14 protein-coding genes are annotated in these 15509 nt (G+C 67.7%); 10 read left to right on the forward strand and 4 right to left on the reverse strand.

The window, feature by feature from the left end; genetic code table 11:
• Window positions 1–75: 75 nt before the first annotated feature.
• The 4 genes from N5C88_RS02155 to N5C88_RS02170 all read left to right on the forward strand — a co-directional run bounded on the left by N5C88_RS02155 (window position 76) and on the right by N5C88_RS02170 (window position 4074).
• The gene (locus N5C88_RS02155; RefSeq protein ID WP_118931321.1) at window positions 76–930 is read left to right on the forward strand and encodes a fumarylacetoacetate hydrolase family protein; all 855 of its coding nucleotides are present in this window, start codon (window positions 76–78) and stop codon (window positions 928–930) included.
• A gap of 115 nt (window positions 931–1045) precedes the next feature.
• Entirely contained in the window at window positions 1046–2032 is a 987-nt protein-coding gene (locus N5C88_RS02160; RefSeq protein WP_280014574.1) for a tripartite tricarboxylate transporter substrate binding protein, read from the forward strand.
• A gap of 69 nt (window positions 2033–2101) precedes the next feature.
• Window positions 2102–3088 carry a tripartite tricarboxylate transporter substrate binding protein gene (locus N5C88_RS02165; RefSeq protein WP_118931319.1) on the forward strand — a complete coding sequence of 329 codons (987 nt, stop codon included), beginning with the start codon at window positions 2102–2104 and terminating at the stop codon, window positions 3086–3088.
• 47 nt (window positions 3089–3135) lie between these two features.
• A complete protein-coding gene (locus N5C88_RS02170; protein ID WP_280014575.1) occupies window positions 3136–4074 on the forward strand; it encodes a VOC family protein in 939 nt (312 codons plus the stop codon).
• Between the two features lie 18 nt (window positions 4075–4092).
• On the opposite strand, the gene N5C88_RS02175 is transcribed toward N5C88_RS02170, so the two are convergent.
• The 4 genes from N5C88_RS02175 to N5C88_RS02190 all read right to left on the reverse strand — a co-directional run bounded on the left by N5C88_RS02175 (window position 4093) and on the right by N5C88_RS02190 (window position 8315).
• A complete protein-coding gene (locus N5C88_RS02175) occupies window positions 4093–5244 on the reverse strand; it encodes an acyl-CoA dehydrogenase family protein (protein WP_118931317.1) in 1152 nt (383 codons plus the stop codon).
• Window positions 5245–5248: 4 nt separating this feature from the next.
• Window positions 5249–6220, reverse strand: coding sequence for a tripartite tricarboxylate transporter substrate binding protein (locus N5C88_RS02180; RefSeq protein ID WP_280014576.1), 972 nt, complete (start codon window positions 6218–6220; stop codon window positions 5249–5251).
• Between the two features lie 257 nt (window positions 6221–6477).
• Window positions 6478–7497: a nitronate monooxygenase gene (locus tag N5C88_RS02185; RefSeq protein WP_280014577.1), complete on the reverse strand. Its 1020-nt coding sequence runs from the start codon at window positions 7495–7497 to the stop codon at window positions 6478–6480.
• Window positions 7494–8315, reverse strand: coding sequence for an IclR family transcriptional regulator (locus tag N5C88_RS02190; RefSeq protein ID WP_251879314.1), 822 nt, complete (start codon window positions 8313–8315; stop codon window positions 7494–7496). The genes N5C88_RS02185 and N5C88_RS02190 overlap by 4 nt, the downstream gene beginning before the upstream one ends.
• A gap of 80 nt (window positions 8316–8395) precedes the next feature.
• Between N5C88_RS02190 and N5C88_RS02195 the strand changes: the two genes are divergently transcribed.
• The 6 genes from N5C88_RS02195 to N5C88_RS02220 are packed head-to-tail and all read left to right on the forward strand — an operon-like array spanning window position 8396 to window position 15488.
• A complete protein-coding gene (locus N5C88_RS02195; protein WP_059371454.1) occupies window positions 8396–9589 on the forward strand; it encodes an iron-containing alcohol dehydrogenase in 1194 nt (397 codons plus the stop codon).
• Window positions 9590–9600: 11 nt separating this feature from the next.
• Entirely contained in the window at window positions 9601–11064 is a 1464-nt protein-coding gene (locus N5C88_RS02200; RefSeq protein ID WP_280014580.1) for an aldehyde dehydrogenase family protein, read from the forward strand.
• A 22-nt stretch (window positions 11065–11086) separates the two neighbouring features.
• Window positions 11087–12052 (forward strand): tripartite tricarboxylate transporter substrate binding protein, encoded by a 966-nt coding sequence (locus N5C88_RS02205; protein WP_118931312.1) that lies wholly within the window; start codon window positions 11087–11089, stop codon window positions 12050–12052.
• A 60-nt stretch (window positions 12053–12112) separates the two neighbouring features.
• The gene (locus N5C88_RS02210) at window positions 12113–12862 is read left to right on the forward strand and encodes an SDR family NAD(P)-dependent oxidoreductase (protein ID WP_059371457.1); all 750 of its coding nucleotides are present in this window, start codon (window positions 12113–12115) and stop codon (window positions 12860–12862) included.
• A complete protein-coding gene (locus N5C88_RS02215) occupies window positions 12859–13356 on the forward strand; it encodes a MaoC/PaaZ C-terminal domain-containing protein (RefSeq protein ID WP_118931311.1) in 498 nt (165 codons plus the stop codon). The genes N5C88_RS02210 and N5C88_RS02215 overlap by 4 nt, the downstream gene beginning before the upstream one ends.
• A complete protein-coding gene (locus tag N5C88_RS02220; protein ID WP_280014582.1) occupies window positions 13353–15488 on the forward strand; it encodes an acetate--CoA ligase family protein in 2136 nt (711 codons plus the stop codon). Before N5C88_RS02215 ends, N5C88_RS02220 begins: the two co-directional genes overlap by 4 nt.
• Window positions 15489–15509: the final 21 nt, after the last annotated feature.

The raw sequence follows: 15509 nt of genomic DNA on the forward strand, positions 1-15509 counted from the left end.
CCAGGGAAAACCAGAATATATATATTTTGGTAGATTAAATATTCTTCGTCCAACCCTCACCCATCAGGAGATCTCGTGAAACTGGCCACCCTACAAATCGACGGCGCTCCTCGCGCCGCCGCACTCGTGCAGGGCCGCCTGGCGCTGCTGTCCGCTCCGGGCGTCGATCTGGGCACGCTGCTGCGCCAGGGCAAGACGCTGGCCGATTTGGAGCGCCTGGCCGCCGCGGCCACGCAGTTCATCGATCCGGCCACCGCGACCTTTCTGTCGCCGTCGATCGAACCTCCCAAGATCCTGTGCGTCGGCTTGAACTACGCCGACCACACCAAGGAAAGCCCGTACGACCAGCCCGATTACCCGACGCTGTTCTTGCGCGTGTCGACCAGCCTGGGCGCGCATGACGCCGTGGTGGAGCGTCCGGCCATCAGCGATACGCTGGACTACGAGGGCGAAATGGTCGTGGTGCTGGGCAAGGGCGGACGCAGGATCGCCAAGGAACAGGCGCTGGACCACGTGTTCGGCTACGCCGTGGGCAATGAGATCTCGGTGCGCGAATACCAGTTCAAGTCGCCGCAGTGGACGGTGGGCAAGAACTTCGACGGCACGGGAACCTGGGGGCCGTACGTGGTCACGGCCGACGAGCTGCCGGCCGGCGGCAGCGGTTTGCGGATCGAAACCCGCCTCAATGGCGAGACCATGCAATCGTCCAACACCAGCGACATGCTGTTCGATGTGGCCACCGTGATCTCGACCGTCAGCGAGGCCATTACCTTGCAGGCTGGGGACATCATTTTCTCCGGCACCCCCGCGGGCGTGGGCTTCGGGCGCACGCCCAAGCTCTACATGAAGGACGGCGACACGGTAGAGGTGGATATCGAGCGCATCGGCACGCTGCGCAACCGCATCCGCGACGAGGCGAAGTCCGCCTAGGTTTGTCGCCACGCCTGCAGCGGTCCCGGCGCCATCGGCGCGCCGGGGCGTACGGCCACGATCTACTCTTGGAACTCCAGACATGCGAATCGCAACTGCTTTTGTGAAGTCATCCGTGAGCAATCCCGCCCGGCGCCGTTGGGCCAGGCTGTTGTTGGCCGCGGGCCTGGCATCCAGCCTGGGTGTGGCCGGCGCCGCGGAATGGCCGACGCGGCCAGTGAAGATCGTGGTGCCGTTTGCCGCAGGCGGAACCACCGACCTGATCGCGCGGCTGATCGCAACGCCCATGTCGCAGGAGCTGGGGCAGCCCGTGGTGGTCGAGAACCGCCCGGGCGTGGGCGGGCTGCTGGGCGCGGATGCCGTCGCCAAGGCGGCGCCCGACGGCTACACGGTGTTGATGGCCAACATCTCCTATCCGCTGGCCGCCCTGGTGGCGCAGGGCGCAAAACGGCTCAACTTCGATCCCCTGGCCGACCTGCGCAGCGTGAGCGTGGTGGCCAACGTGCCATTGGTCATCACGTCCACGCCTTCGGTGCCGGCCCGCAACCTGAAGGAGTTCGCCGACCTGCTCAAGAAGAATCCTTCCACCCACTACGCCTACGGCTCCACGGGACCCGGTTCGTACATCCACGTGTTCGGCATGTGGTTCCAGGAGCAGACGGGCGCGTCCATGACGCACGTGCCCTTCAAGGGCGCGGCGCCCTTGAAGGGCGAAATGCTGGCGGGCCGCATCCAGATGGGCGGCGACCAATTGTCTTCGTCTTTGAGCGACATCCGGGCCGGCTCCCTGACCGCGCTGGCAGTCACGTCGCCGCAACGCTCGCCGTCCCTGCCGGACACGCCCACCGCCAGCGAACTGGGTTTTACCGGCATCGATACCGAGGGATGGAACGGTTTGCTCGCGCCGGCGCAGACGCCCGACGCCGTCGTGGCGCGCATCGGCCAGGCCGTATCCAAGGCTGTTCAGCAGCCCGCCATCCGCCAGCGCCTCGCCGAGCTGGGCGCCGAGGCCAGCGGTTCCAGTCCCGAGCAGATGAGCGCTTTGCTGAAAAGTCAGTTCGCCCAGTTCGGCCCCATGGTGTCGCGCCTGCAGCTTGAGTGATGCCGTAGCGAGGATCTTTGATCCCCGGCAGCTTCGGCTTTCCAACGAGTCCAACCAGAAAGGCCAGCAATGAAAGCACTGCGTAGCGGCGTGACCGCGAGCCTGCAGTTCCTGATCGGCATCCTGGCGTGCGTGAACGCCCACGCCCAGGCCGACGCGCCGCCCGTCTCCATTGTCGTTCCGCAGCCGGTGGGCAATCCCACGGACGGCGTCGCGCGCAAGCTGCAGCCGCTGCTGCAGGCCGCGCTGGGCAGGACCATCATCGTCGAGAACCAACCGGGGGCGGGCGGTTCCATCGGCACGCAACGGGTGTTGAATGCGCCGGCGGACGGACGCATGCTGTTGATCGCGTCCCAGACCGAACCCATCCTGACCCCGGCCACGATGCAGCATGTGAAGTATCGGGCGGAGAACCTGCGCGCGGTGGCGGTGGTGGCGCGGCTGCCCTACATCCTGACGGGCGGCAACGCGCTGGCGGCCAAGAACCTGGGCGAACTGACCCAGCTGGCGCAGGCCCAGGGGGACAAGGGACTGAACTTCGGGCACATCGGTCCGGGCTCGATGATCCACCTATTGGGCGAGCAATGGGCGCGGCAAAGCCAGTTCAAGCTCAACCACGTCGTCTACCGGGGCGTTCCGCCCGTCACGCAGGACCTGATGGGCGGGCAGATAGAACTGAGCTTCCTGCCGCTGGGCGGGTCGACGCTGGACCTGATCGAGTCCGGCCGTATCCGGGCCTACGCCACGACCGGCGCCGCGCCCAGCCCCAAGCTGCCCCAAGTGCCGCCCTTGTCCGCATCCAGCGAAAAGCTGCGGGATTTCGTGTACGGCACGTGGATCGCCTTCCTGGTGCCGGCCAAGACACCGGACGCGACCGTTGCCAGCCTGAACCGCGCGATCGTCCAGGCCATGGAAGACGCCGCGTTTCGCGAGTATGTTGTTTCCACCGGCATGGAGCTGGTGGCGCAGAACTCGGTGGCGGACATGCGGGACTTCTACCAGACGGAGACGGCGCTGTACCAGGGCCTGGCGCAGAAGGTCGCCGTCGAGCAGTGAAGGCAGGGCAGCCTGCCAGAACCAGAACAAGATTCTTGGAGACAGACATGCAATCGAATGCGCAGACAGCGCCGCTCGCCGTGCACTCGGTGGACGAGTTCGTGTTCAGCGTTCCCGATCTCGAAGAGGCCAGGCGCTTCTATTCGAGCTTCGGCCTGGACGTGCGGGATGAAGGCGGCTGCCTGGCGTTGTACACCCATGGCCATCCGCACCGCTGGGCGCGCATCTTGCGGGGCGCGCGCAAGCGCCTGCTGTGGGTAAGCATGGGGATCCACGCGGACGACCTGGAACGGTTCGCCGTGCATCTGGACCGCCAGGGTATCGCCCGCCGCGACGCGCCGCAGGGCGCCGACCCCGCAGGGCTCTGGATTGAGGCGCCCGACGGGCTGGCCCTGCAATTGCGGATTGCAGCCAAGTCTTCACCGTCGGCCCCCGCGCCGCAAGAGCCGCCCCAGGCCAGCAGCGGCGCCGGCCGCGCGCCCGCGCGCAGCCAGGTGCGGCAGGTGCGGCCGTTGTACCTGTCGCACATCCTGTTGTTCAGCGCCGACGTGGTCAGGGCCACGCGGTTCTACGTGGATGCGCTCGGCCTGCGCGTGTCGGATACCTCGGGCGATGTCATCGCCTTCATCCACAGTCCGCACGGCAGCGATCACCACCTGATTGCGCTGGCCAAGTCGCATGGCCTGGGCCTGCATCACAGCAGCTGGTGCGTGCCGTCCATCGATGCGGTGGGGCAGGGCATGGAGCAGATGGGCGCGGCGGGGTATGCGGACGGTTGGGGCGTGGGCCGGCATGTGTTGGGTTCGAACTACTTCCGCTATGTGCGCGATCCCTGGGGCAGCTACGCCGAGTATTCGTACGACATCGACTTCATCGCCGAAGGACAGCAGTGGCCGTCGGCGGATTATCCGCCGGAGGATTCGCTGTATGTGTGGGGTCCGGCGTTGCCGCCGGACTTCATCACCAATCATGAGCGGGATGCCTGAGGGCGGGCGCGCTCCCCATCAGGCTATCGCGTTCATCCCCAGAATCTCCCGCCCCGCGATCAGCGTCTGGATCTCCGTCGTGCCTTCGGGAATCATGCCGCCGCGCGTATCGCGGAAGATGCGCTCGATCGGATACTCCTCCGAGTAGCCCAGCCCGCCATGCACTTGCAGCGCCATGTTGGCCACTTCGTGGGCGGCCTCGGTGGCGTAGAGCTTGGCGATGGAGCAGGCCTGGCGCACGTCCTTGCCCGCTTCCAGCGCATGGGCCGCGCGCATGCCCAGCGCGCGCGCCGCTTCGACGCGGACCGTCATGTCGACGATGTGCTTCTGCACCAGCTGGAAGCTGCCGATGGGGCGGCCGAACTGCTCGCGCTGCTTGGCATAGTCGATGGACATGTCCAGGGCCGCCTGCGCGGCGCCGACGGCGCCCATGGCGATGTTCAGGCGCGCGGCGTCCAGGCCCTTGAGCGTGCCGGCGAGCGCCGCGCCTTCCACGCCGACCAGGTTTTCCCTGGGGATGCGTACATCGGCGAAGCCTAGTTCGGCCGTGCCGGTGCAGCGCAGCACCATGGTGTCGAGCTTGCGCACGTCATAGTTGGCCAGGGCGCGTTCGACGATGAAGGTCGACAGCTTGCCTTCGCAGGTGGGGCTGTAGGTGCGCGCCACCACCATGGCGAAGTCCGCGTCGCAGCCGTTGGTGATCCACAGCTTGCGGCCGTTCAGCACCCACTCGTCGCCGACCAGGTCGGCGCGCGTCTGGATGCCGGCGATGTTGGAGCCGGTGTTCGGCTCCGTCAGGCCGGTGCAGGCCTTGAGGCGGCCGGCCATGAGCGGCTTGAGGTACTTCTCTTTCTGCGCCGGCGAACCGTGGGCGGCCAGGCGCTTGATGGAACCGTTGGTGATATTGACGATGGTGCGCAGCGACAGCCAGTGGTAGCCCAGTTCTTCCATCATCATGGCCCAGGTGGGCATGTCGATGCCGTGTCCGCCCTGGTCTTCCGGCAGGTTGCCGCCGAGGTAGCCCAGCTCCGCCAGCTTGGGCATCAGTTCGAACGGAAAGGTCCGCGCCTTTTCGTGCTGCGCGACGACGGGCGCCACTTCCGCCAGCATGAAGCGGCGGATGCTGTGCTGCAGCTCCTGTTGTTCGGGCGTCAGGTCGATGTTGCTCATGCGTTTACTCCAGCTTCAGGTTGGCGCGTTCCACCAGGTCGCGGGTGGCCTCGCGGTGCTCCGCCCAGAATTTGGCGAACGCCTCGGGCGAGCTGCTGACCAGCGGAGTGGCGATGCGTTCGAAGCGTTCCTGCACGATGGGCATGGCGGCGGTTTCTTCCAGCGCGCGGGCCAGCTTGTCGATGATGGGCTTGGGGGTGCCGGCGGGGACGACCACGGCCTGCCAGGTGGTGACCTTGAAGCCCGGAACGCCGGATTCGGCGATGGTCGGCAGGTCCGGCAGATCCTTGACGCGGGCGGCGCCGCTGACCGCCAGGGGGCGCAGCATGCCGTCCTTGATGTAGGGCAGGGAGCTGGAACGGCTGTCGATCATGAAGGTCAGCCGTCCGGCGATCAGGTCTTGCAGCGCGGGCGCGCTGCCTTTGTACGGCACGTGCGTGAGCTTGGTGTTCAAGGCCAGCGCGAGCGAGGAGGCCGCGGTGTGCGCCGAACTGCCGTAGCCCGGCGATCCGTAGGTGATGGTCGCCTGCTTGTCCGCCTTGATCGCCTTGATCAGGTCAGCCATGGTCTGGTAGGGCGAATCCTTGGGCACCACCACCACCAGCGGCGAATCGGTCAATTGCGCGACGGGGGCGAAGGCCTGGGCCGGGTCGATCTTCAGATCCTTGTACAGGTACTGGTTGACGGCGATGGTGGCCGCGTTGGTCCAGAGGATGGTGTAGCCGTCGGCGGGCGCGCTGGCCGCGGCCAGCAGCGAGAGGTTGCCGTTGGCGCCAGGCTTGTATTCCGGGATGACGGGCTGGCCGAGCTTCTTGCTCAGCTCGTCCTGCATCATCTTGAACGCGATGTCGGAAGGCCCCCCCGGCGCAAATCCGATCACCGCGCGTATCGGCTTGTCCGGCCATTCCGCGGCCGAGGTCGCCGTCGCGAAGCCCGCGGCCAGCAGGGCTGCCGCCACCATCTTGCTGAACTTCATTCCTGTCTCCTGTTTTTCTGGGTTGAGCGCGCTTGCGTTGCGCGGACGGATTCTTGGGTGATCCGTTTTGTTATTCGCATTGCGAATTAATAATTCGTTTAATGAATTGATGATACTGCGGCCGTCGGGGCGCTGCAATAACGGGTTTTCGATCTGCAGCCGAATGCGGCCGCGCACGCGCATGAAAAATCCCTGCCGCGCGCGGGGCGTGGCAGGGATGCGGGGGTATGTAACGGCCCGCTGGCGCGGGACCGGATTCAGGCGGAATCGACCATGTGCTTGAAGCGCGCGCTGGCCTGCATGCATTCCCGCTGCAACCGCAGGACGATGCTTTCCACCGGTTCGATGTTGCGGGCAAAGCCCACCGCCGGGCCCATGGACAGCATGCCTTCTTCGTGCTGGCCCGCCTGGTAGGCGAGGGCCTGGGTGCGCTCGCCGCTGATCAGTTCGCCGAAGTCGGCGTAGCTGTTGGCGCCCGCCAGTTCCAGGGCGGCGACCTTGCGGGCGTTTTCATTGTCCAGGATGCGCCAGGTGTCGCCCAGGCTGCCGAGCACGGCGCGGGTGCCGTGCTCGCTGGTGTCGACCACGCGCTGCTTGTACGCCGCGTGCGCCGGGGTTTCCTGCGCCGGCGTGAAGACGCTGCCCATCACCACGGCGTCGGCGCCCAGCGCCAGCGCCGCGGCGATCTGCCGGCCGTGGCCGATGCCGCCGCCCAGCGCCAGCGGAATGCGCAGCTGCTCCAGGGCATAGGCGCCGTTGAGGAACGTGGGCAGCTGATTGCTGCCGGGGTGGCCGCCTTCTTCCATGCCGACCAGGGTGACTGCGTCCACGCCCAAGTTCTGCGCCGCGACGGCATGGCGCACGTGCGCGCACTTGTGGATGACGATGGCGCCGGCATCGCGCAGGGCGGGCAGCAGCGGCGTGGGCGGCAGGCCCGCCGTTTCGAACAGGCGCACGCCTTCGTCGAGCGCGATGCGCAGCCGCGTCAGCATGGGCTCGTTATTGGCCGCGCGGCGGGACAGCGTGAGGTTGACGCCGAATGGCAGGCCGCCCGTCAGTTCGCCGCAATCGCGCAGCGCCTGGCGGAAGTCCTGGTCCGTGCGCGAGCTGCGCGCGGTGATGAATCCCATGCCGCCTGCGCGCACCATGGCCGCCACCAGGCGAGCATCCGACAGCCACATCATTCCGCCCAGCAGCAGCGGCCAGCGTATGCCCATCAGTTCGGTGATGCGGGTGGGCCAGCGTTGCGGAACGGCCGGAGCAAAAGGCTGGTTCACACGTGCCTCCCCATCAGCAGGATGGGCTGCAGTTCGTGCGCCAGCTGCCGCAGCGTGGGGCCGGCTTCATCGAGCATCAGTTGCCGCGGCAACAGCGCCGCGGGGCCGCCGCAGCTGACCACGTAGCGCTCGCCCGCGGGCAGTTCGATGGCGGCGGCGACGGTGTTGATCTGATAGGCGGGACGCTCGTGATAGACGAAGCCGCGTTCCGGATACCGGGCGATGGCGTCGGCAATGGCCTGCTGCTCCGCGGCGTCGCCGGCCTTGCCGGATGCGCGGGCTTCTTGCAGCAGGGCCTCGCGTTCCTCGGCCGAGCAGCAGGCCAGATAGGCCCAGCCGATTGCGCTGTGGAACAGCGGTATGCGCGAACCCACGCGCAGGTTCATCAGCAGCGGTGAATTCCCCTGGCAGCGCAGCAGGTAGACGATGCTGTCGCCGTCGCGCCGTCCCAGCGCCACCGCGACCTGATAGCGGTCGGCCAGCGCCTGCAACATCGGCCGGATGACGTCCAGCGCTTCCTGCCCCGCCAGCGCCGCGCCGCCCAGCGCGATGGCGGCGATGCCCAGTTGCAGCTTGTCCTTGCCCGGCACGGCGGCCAGGAATCCCGTCTTTTGCAGGGTGTGGCACAGGCGCCATACGGTGGGCTGGGCCAGACCGGTCAGATGGGCCAGCTCCGTCGTGCCCAGCATGCGCCGTTCGGCGCTGAAGCAGCGCAGGATGTCGAGCCCGCGGGCCAGCGCGGTGACGAATTGGCGGTCGGGTTCCGCGGAATCTTCGGTGGCGTCGTTCTTGGGCGCACGAGGCGAGGCTCTTGACATGGGCAAGCTCCTTTTTTATGATCAATTCACTAAATGAATTATAAATTCGCATAGCAAATTATGCAAGATCAGGAGGACGAATGAGCGGTCAGCAGGATTGTGCGCTACAGGCCCAGGGCGTGATGGCCTGGCCCGGCGTTTGCCATTGGGGCGGGGACGCCCTGGCCAGAACCTTGGCGGCCGCGGGCGCGCGCCTGCGCCTGCCGCTGGTGGTGACCGACGCCGGCACCTGGGGCGCGGTGGGCTCCGCCGTCGAAGCGGCGCTTGCCGCCGCGCCGGGATTGCAATGGCGTGTCTATGACGGCGTGGTGCCCAATCCCGCCATGGATCAGGTGCGCGCCGCGTTGCGCGTGGCGCGCGAACAGGGCTGCGCCAGTGTGCTGGCGGTGGGCGGGGGCAGCGCCATCGACGTGGCCAAGGCGGTCTACGCCTGCCTGGCGGGCGGGTTCGATGCCGACGAATTGCAGGCGCCGCGAGGGCAAGCCTGGCTGAACGCCGCCGCCGAGGCCGCCGATCCGCTTTTCATCGCCGTGCCCACGACTTCGGGCACCGGCAGCGAAAGCAGCTCGGCCGCGCTGATCCAGGGCGACGACGGGCGCAAGCGCCTGTACCGCTCCCTGCGCGCACGTCCGGCGCTGGTGGCGCTGCAGCCCGAACTCACGCTCAGCCTGCCGCCGCGCCCCACCGCGCAGGGCGGCTTCGATGCCGTGCTGCATGCGCTGGGCGCCTGGATCAACACCGATCCTTCGCCCGTCGGCAAGGCCATGGCCTTGCAGGCCTTGCGCCTGTGCATGCGGGCGCTGCCCGACGTGCTGCGCGCGCCGGACAGCCTGCGCGCGCGCGCCGACATGCAGATGGGCGCCTATATGGCGGGCCTGGCCATCGGCATGAGCAAGGTGGACGCCGTGCACGCCATGTGCACGCCGCTGGAGTCGCGCGTCCACATGGCGCATGCGGAAGTGCTGGGCCCGATCTTCAGCGTGGTGGCGCGCCACACGGCGCAGACGGCCGCCGCGCCCTATGCCGAGGCCGCACGCGCGCTGGGCATGGCCGCAACGGGCGACGAGCAGCAGGACGCCCTGGCCCTGATCGTGGCGGTCGAGTCGCTGGCGCGGCTGGCGGGCATTCCTCTGCGCTTTACCGGCTTGGCGCTGTCTGAGCAGGACGCCGCGCAGCTGGCCAGCCAGGCCATGCTGAGCGCGTCCATGCCCGTCAATCCGCGCGTCCTCGCGCCGGAAGAAATTCAATCCCTATACCTGCAAATGGCCGCGTAAGGAGCGCCCGCATGGATGTCATCGATTCCCGCCCCTATGAACTGCTGATCGGGAAAAACTGGCGCGCAGGCGCCGAAGGCAGCACGTTCGATACCTACAATCCGGCCACGGCGCAGGTGCTTGCCAGCGTGCACGCGGCATCGGCGGCCGACGTCGACGCTGCCGTGCAGGCCGCGCACACCGCCTTTGAAACGCATTGGCGCAAGACCACGCCGGCCCAGCGCGGCAAGCTGCTGCGGCGCCTGGCCGAATTGTTCGAGCGCGACCGCGAAAAGCTCGCCTGGATCGAAACGCTGAACGTGGGCAAGCCCATCACGCATTCGCTGGATTCGCTCAAGGGCATGCCGGCGTCGCTGGAGTACTTCGCGGGCATCATTCCGGCCCTGCGCGGCGAGACCATACCGGTGGGCAATGCCGACGTGCTCAATTTCACGATACGCGAGCCGCTGGGCGTGTGCGCGCTCATCATGCCGTGGAATTACCCGATGACGCTCACCGTCAACAAGCTTGGTCCGGCGCTGGCCGCGGGCAACACGGTGATCCTCAAACCCTCTGAAGTGACGCCGCTGTCCACCATGGCGCTGGCGCGATTGTTCGAGGAAGCCGGCTTTCCGCCCGGCGTGATCAACGTGGTCAACGGCCCGGGCGCCACGGTGGGCGAACGGCTGGTCACCCATCCGTTGGTATCACGGGTGTCGTTCACTGGCGGCACCGTGACGGGCGCGCGCATCCAGGCGGCCGCGGCTGCAGACGTCAAGCGCGTCACGCTGGAGCTGGGCGGAAAGTCGCCGCTGATCGTGTTCGAGGACGCGCCGCTGGACAAGGCCGCGGCCGTGGCCGCGGGCGACATCATCAAGAATTCCGGCCAGGTCTGCATCGCCTGCACGCGCCTGCTGGTGCAGGAATCCGTGCGCGAGGAGTTCCTTGGCCTGCTGCAGCAGCGCCTGGACGCCGTGCGCATCGGCTCGCCGGCAGATCCGGCGACCGAGATGGGCCCCCTGGTCAGCGCGGCCCAGAAGCAGCGTGTCGAGAAGTACGTGGCGCTGGCGCAGGCAGAGGGCGCGCAGCCCGCCCATTTCGGCAACATGAAGCTGGAAGGCGATACGGCCAAGGGCTACTTCGTGCCGCCCACGCTGCTGCTGAACTCCCATGCCCGCATGCAGAGCGCGCAGGACGAGATCTTCGGTCCGGTGCAATCCGTGATCGGCTTTCGCGACGAGGCCGATGCCCTGCGCATCGCCAACGACACGCGCTACGGCCTGGCCGCGGTGCTGTACACGCGCGACGGCGGGCGCGCCCTGCGCATGGCGCGCGGGCTGCAGTCGGGCAGCGTGGCCATCAACACCGGCCTGCGGACGTCGTTCGATGCGCCGTTCGGCGGCTACAAGCAGTCCGGCATCGGCAAGGAACGCGGGCTGGAAGCCATCTACGAAAACACGCAGCTCAAGAACATCAAGTACGACACCACGATCTAGCGTGGCGCCCACAGGAGACAACATGAAGTTCATCGTCAAGCTGGCCTCGGGCCTGGCCGCCTGCATGCTGGCGGCCGGCGCGCACGCGGAATGGCCCGACCGGCCCATCCGCATGGTCATCGGCTTTGCGCCCGGGGGCGCTTCGGACATCGCTTTCAAGATGGTGCAGGACGAGCTGTCCAAAAAGCTCGGGCAGCCCGTGGTGCCGATCTACAAGCCCGGCGCCAACGGCAACATCGCCAACCAGGCAGTCGCCACGGCCGAACCCGACGGCTACACGGCGCTGTGGGCCAACGTCGGGCCGTTGGCCATCAACACCTACCTCTACAAGGGCGTGCAGGTCGATCCGGGCAAGGCCTTTGTGCCGGTCACGCAATTGACCGATTCGCCGCTGGTGGTGGTGGTGCCGAAGTCTTCGCCGTTCCAGACCATGCAGGACCTGGTGCAGGCGGCGAAGAAGCCCGACGCGGGGCTGTCGTACGGGTCCGCCGGGCATGGCAGTTCCATGCACGTGGCGGGCGCCGCGTTGTCGCTGGCTCTGAACGCGCCCATGACGCACGTGCCTTACAAGGGCAGCGCGCCGGCGCTGCAGGACCTGATCGCCGGGCGCTTGTCCTTCATGGTGGACAGCCGCTCCACCACCGCGCCCTTCATCAAGGAAGGCACGCTGCGCGCGCTCGCCGTCAGCGGCGACCAGCGCGTGGCGGACATGCCCGACGTGCCCACGGTGGCCGAGTCCGGCGTGCCCGGCTTCAAGGTGACGACCTGGCAGGCGGTGGTCATGCCCGCCGGCACGCCGCAGCCCATCGTCGACAAGTTCTCCGGCGCCCTGCGCGAAACCTTGCAGATGCCGGAAGTGCAGGAACGCTTCGCGCGCATCTACACGCCGCTGGTGGGCAGCACGCCCGAAGCCTTTGCGGCGTTCTGGGCCAAGGAAAGAGCCGGTGCCAAGACGCTGGTGGAACAGGCGCGCCTGCAGGTCGATTGAACGCCGGGCCCGGGCGGGCCCGGCGCGGCGGGAACATTGAAACTCGAATGGAATGGCATCATGGATCTGGAACTGAATGGTTGCACCGCTTTCATCACGGGCGGCGCGGGCACGCTGGGCATGGCAATGGCCAGGCGCTTCGTGCAGGAAGGCTGCAACGTGGTGGTGTGCGACGCCAATGAAGCGGCGATCGAATCCGCCTGCGCGGAACTGTCGGAATTGGGCGGCAACGTCCTGGGTGCGCGCGCCGACGTGACCAACAAGGACGAGGTGGGCCGCGCCGTGCAGCTGGCGGTCGAGCGCTGGAAGAAGGTGGACATACTGGTCAACAACGCGGGCTTTGCGCGCGACCGTTACCTGACCAAGATGTCCGAGGAGGATTGGCACGCGGTGCTGGACGTGACGCTGCAGGGGGCATTCCATTGCTCGCGCGCCGTGCTGCCGCTGATGATGGAACAGCGCTTCGGCCGCGTCATCAACATCGCCTCGCGCGCCCATTTGGGAAATCCGGGGCAGACCAACTACTCGGCCGCCAAGGCCGGACTGATCGGCTTCACGCGCTCGCTGGCGCTGGAGTCCGGCAAGTTCGGCATCACCGCCAACGCGGTCGCCCCGGGCGTCATTTCGACGCCGCGCATGCAGCAGCGCCCCGACTACCAAGAGCTGACCGAACGCGCCAAGACCAACACGCCGGTCGGCCGCCTGGGCGACCCGGCCGACGTGGCCGCGACAGTAGCCTTCCTGGCGTCGCGCCTGGCCGGCTTCACCACGGGCGAGACCGTGCACGTGACGGGAGGGCGCTACGCATGAGCACGCCATTCGATCTGGACGAACACCTGGGCCGGCGCCTGTACTTCGAGGACCTGGCGTCCGGGCAGTCCTGGGAAAGCCCGCGCCGCACGGTCACCGAAGCGGATGTGGTGCAGTTCGCCGGGCTGTCCGGCGACTACAACGCGCTGCACACGGATGCCGTATTCGCCGCCAGCCATCCTTTTGGCCAGCGCGCCGCGCACGGCATGCTGACCCTGGCCATCGCGTCGGGCCTGACCACCCGCATGCCCGTGTACCGGCTGATGGACGGCACCCGGCTGGCGCTGACCGAACTGCGCTGCGTGTGGCGCAAGCCGGTGCTCATCGGCGACACCATCCACGTTGAACTCGGCATAGGTGAAAAGACGCTGTCGCAGAAACGCCCCGGCACGGGCCGCGTGACCATGCTGCGCACGGTGAAGAACCAGAACGGCGAGGTCGTGGTGGAGTCGGAATGGACCACCCTGATGAAATGCCGACCGGAGGCCGCATGAGCGCCAGTCCTTCCCAGTTCGATCCCAATGTCCGCTTCGATGATCTGGTGGAACTGACGCGGCCGCGTTCGGTCATGATCGTGGGGGCTTCCAGCAAGCCGGGAACGCTGGGCCACACCACCGTGGTCAATGTGCTGGAGCACTCGGATTTCGACGGCGAGGTGTACCTGGTCAACCCCAAGGGCGGCGAAGTCTTCGGCAAGCCCTTGCACGCCAGCGTGGACGCGGTGCCGGCGCAAGGCATCGACGTGGCGCTGCTGCTGGTGCCGGCCGAATCCGCCGTCGCCACGTTGCAGGCCTGCGCCGGCAAGGGCGTGCGCTACGTCATCGTGTTCACCGGCGGCTTCGCTGAACTGGGCGAGGCCGGGCGCACGGTCGAAGCCGAGATGCTGGCGCTGGCGCAGCGCAGCGGCATGAGGCTGTACGGCCCCAACTGCGCCGGCATGACCATGCTGGCGCCGCGCCTGGGCCTGACCTTTTCCACCGAATTCCGCAACGACGGCAGGACCGGCAAGCTCTCGCGCATCGGCCTGGTGACGCAGGGCGGCGGCCTGGGCCGTTCGCTCATGCAGGGCAACGAGCGCGGCGTGTGCTTTTCGCGCTGGTTCTCCACCGGCAACGAACTGGACCTGGACAGCGCGGACTTCATCAATTGGCTGGCGCATGACCCGGGCACCGACCTGATCTGCACCGTGATGGAGGGCATACGCAGCGGCCCGCGTTTCATCGCGGCGGCGGCTGCCGCGCGCCGCGCGGGCAAGCCGCTGATCGCGCTGAAGATCGGCCGCTCGGATTTTGGCAAGAAGGCGGCGCAATCGCACACCGCGTCGCTGGCCGGCGAGGACGCCGTCAACGACGCGGTGTTCTCGCAGTACGGGGTCATCCGGGTGGAAGACCTGGATGAACTGCTGGACGTCGCCAGCCTGATATCGCGCGTGGGCGTGCGCAGCCTGCGCAACATCTGCGTGTATTCGTCGTCGGGCGGCGCGGGCGTGCTGTCGGCCGACAAGGTGGGCGAAGCCGGGTTGGCAATGGCTGTGTTGGCCGACGAGACCGTGGCCGAGATGGCGCGGCACGCGCCCGCCTACGCGGCCCTGACCAACCCCGTGGACCTGACCACCAAGGCGCTGACCGATCCGGACCTGGCGCGGCGCTGCCTGGCGCCGCTGTTCGCGGACCCGGGCGTGGACGCGGTGCTCTACCCCATCACCTCCAATTATTCGGCCAGCACCGAAGGGCTGGTGCGCAACATGCTGGCGGTGGCGCAGGGCGGCGCCAAGGCGTTCGTGCCGGTCTGGATGAGCAGCCGCCGCGGTCCGGCGCACGACCTGCTGATCCAGGAAGGATTCGCGCCTGTCTACAGCCTGCGCAACGCCATGCAGGCGCTCAAGCGCGTCAGCGCGTACGCGGACCAGGCCACTGATGAGGCGCCAGAAGCCCCGCTCATCGGCCTGCCTTCGGCCGCGCCTGCCATGCAGCTGCCCTGCAATGAATCGCAGGCCAAGGCGCTGCTGGCGCAGTACGGCGTGCGCGCGCCCCGCGAATCCCAGGCGGCCACGGCGCAAGAGGCGGCGGCAGTGGCCTGCGCCATCGGCTTTCCGGTGGCGCTCAAGCTGGTGGCCGACGGCGTGCTGCACAAGAGCGAGATCGGTGGCGTGCAGCTACGGCTGCTCGATGAAGCCGAAGTGCGGCAGGCCTTCGAGAACATCGTCGCCAACGCGGCGCGGCATCAGGTGCCCGCGGCATCCATCCGCGGCGTGCTGGTGTCGGAAATGGTGGTCGACGGCGTGGAGATGCTGGTGGGCCTGCATCGCGACGAGGTTTTCGGCCCGGTGCTGAGCGTGGGAGCGGGCGGCGTGTGGGTGGAGGTCGAGGCCGACGTGGCGCGTTGCCATCTGCCGGCCAGCCGCAAGCGGATCGAGCGCGCGCTGGATCAGACGCGCATCGCGCGCCGCCTGGCCAGCCATCGCGGCCTGCCGGCGCGCGACAGGGTGGCCCTGGTGGACGCCGTGCAGCGCATCGCGGCCTTGTTCACGGCCCTGGGCGACGGCGTGCAATCGCTGGAGGTCAATCCGCTGGTGGTGTTGGACGAAGGACGCGGCGTGGTGGCGCTGGACGCCGTCATCGAATAGCAAGCCGGCGCAGCGGCCGTC

Origin of the sequence: Achromobacter sp. GD03932 (assembly GCF_029839485.1) — a bacterium.
GTDB lineage: Bacteria > Pseudomonadota > Gammaproteobacteria > Burkholderiales > Burkholderiaceae_B > Achromobacter > Achromobacter bronchisepticus_A.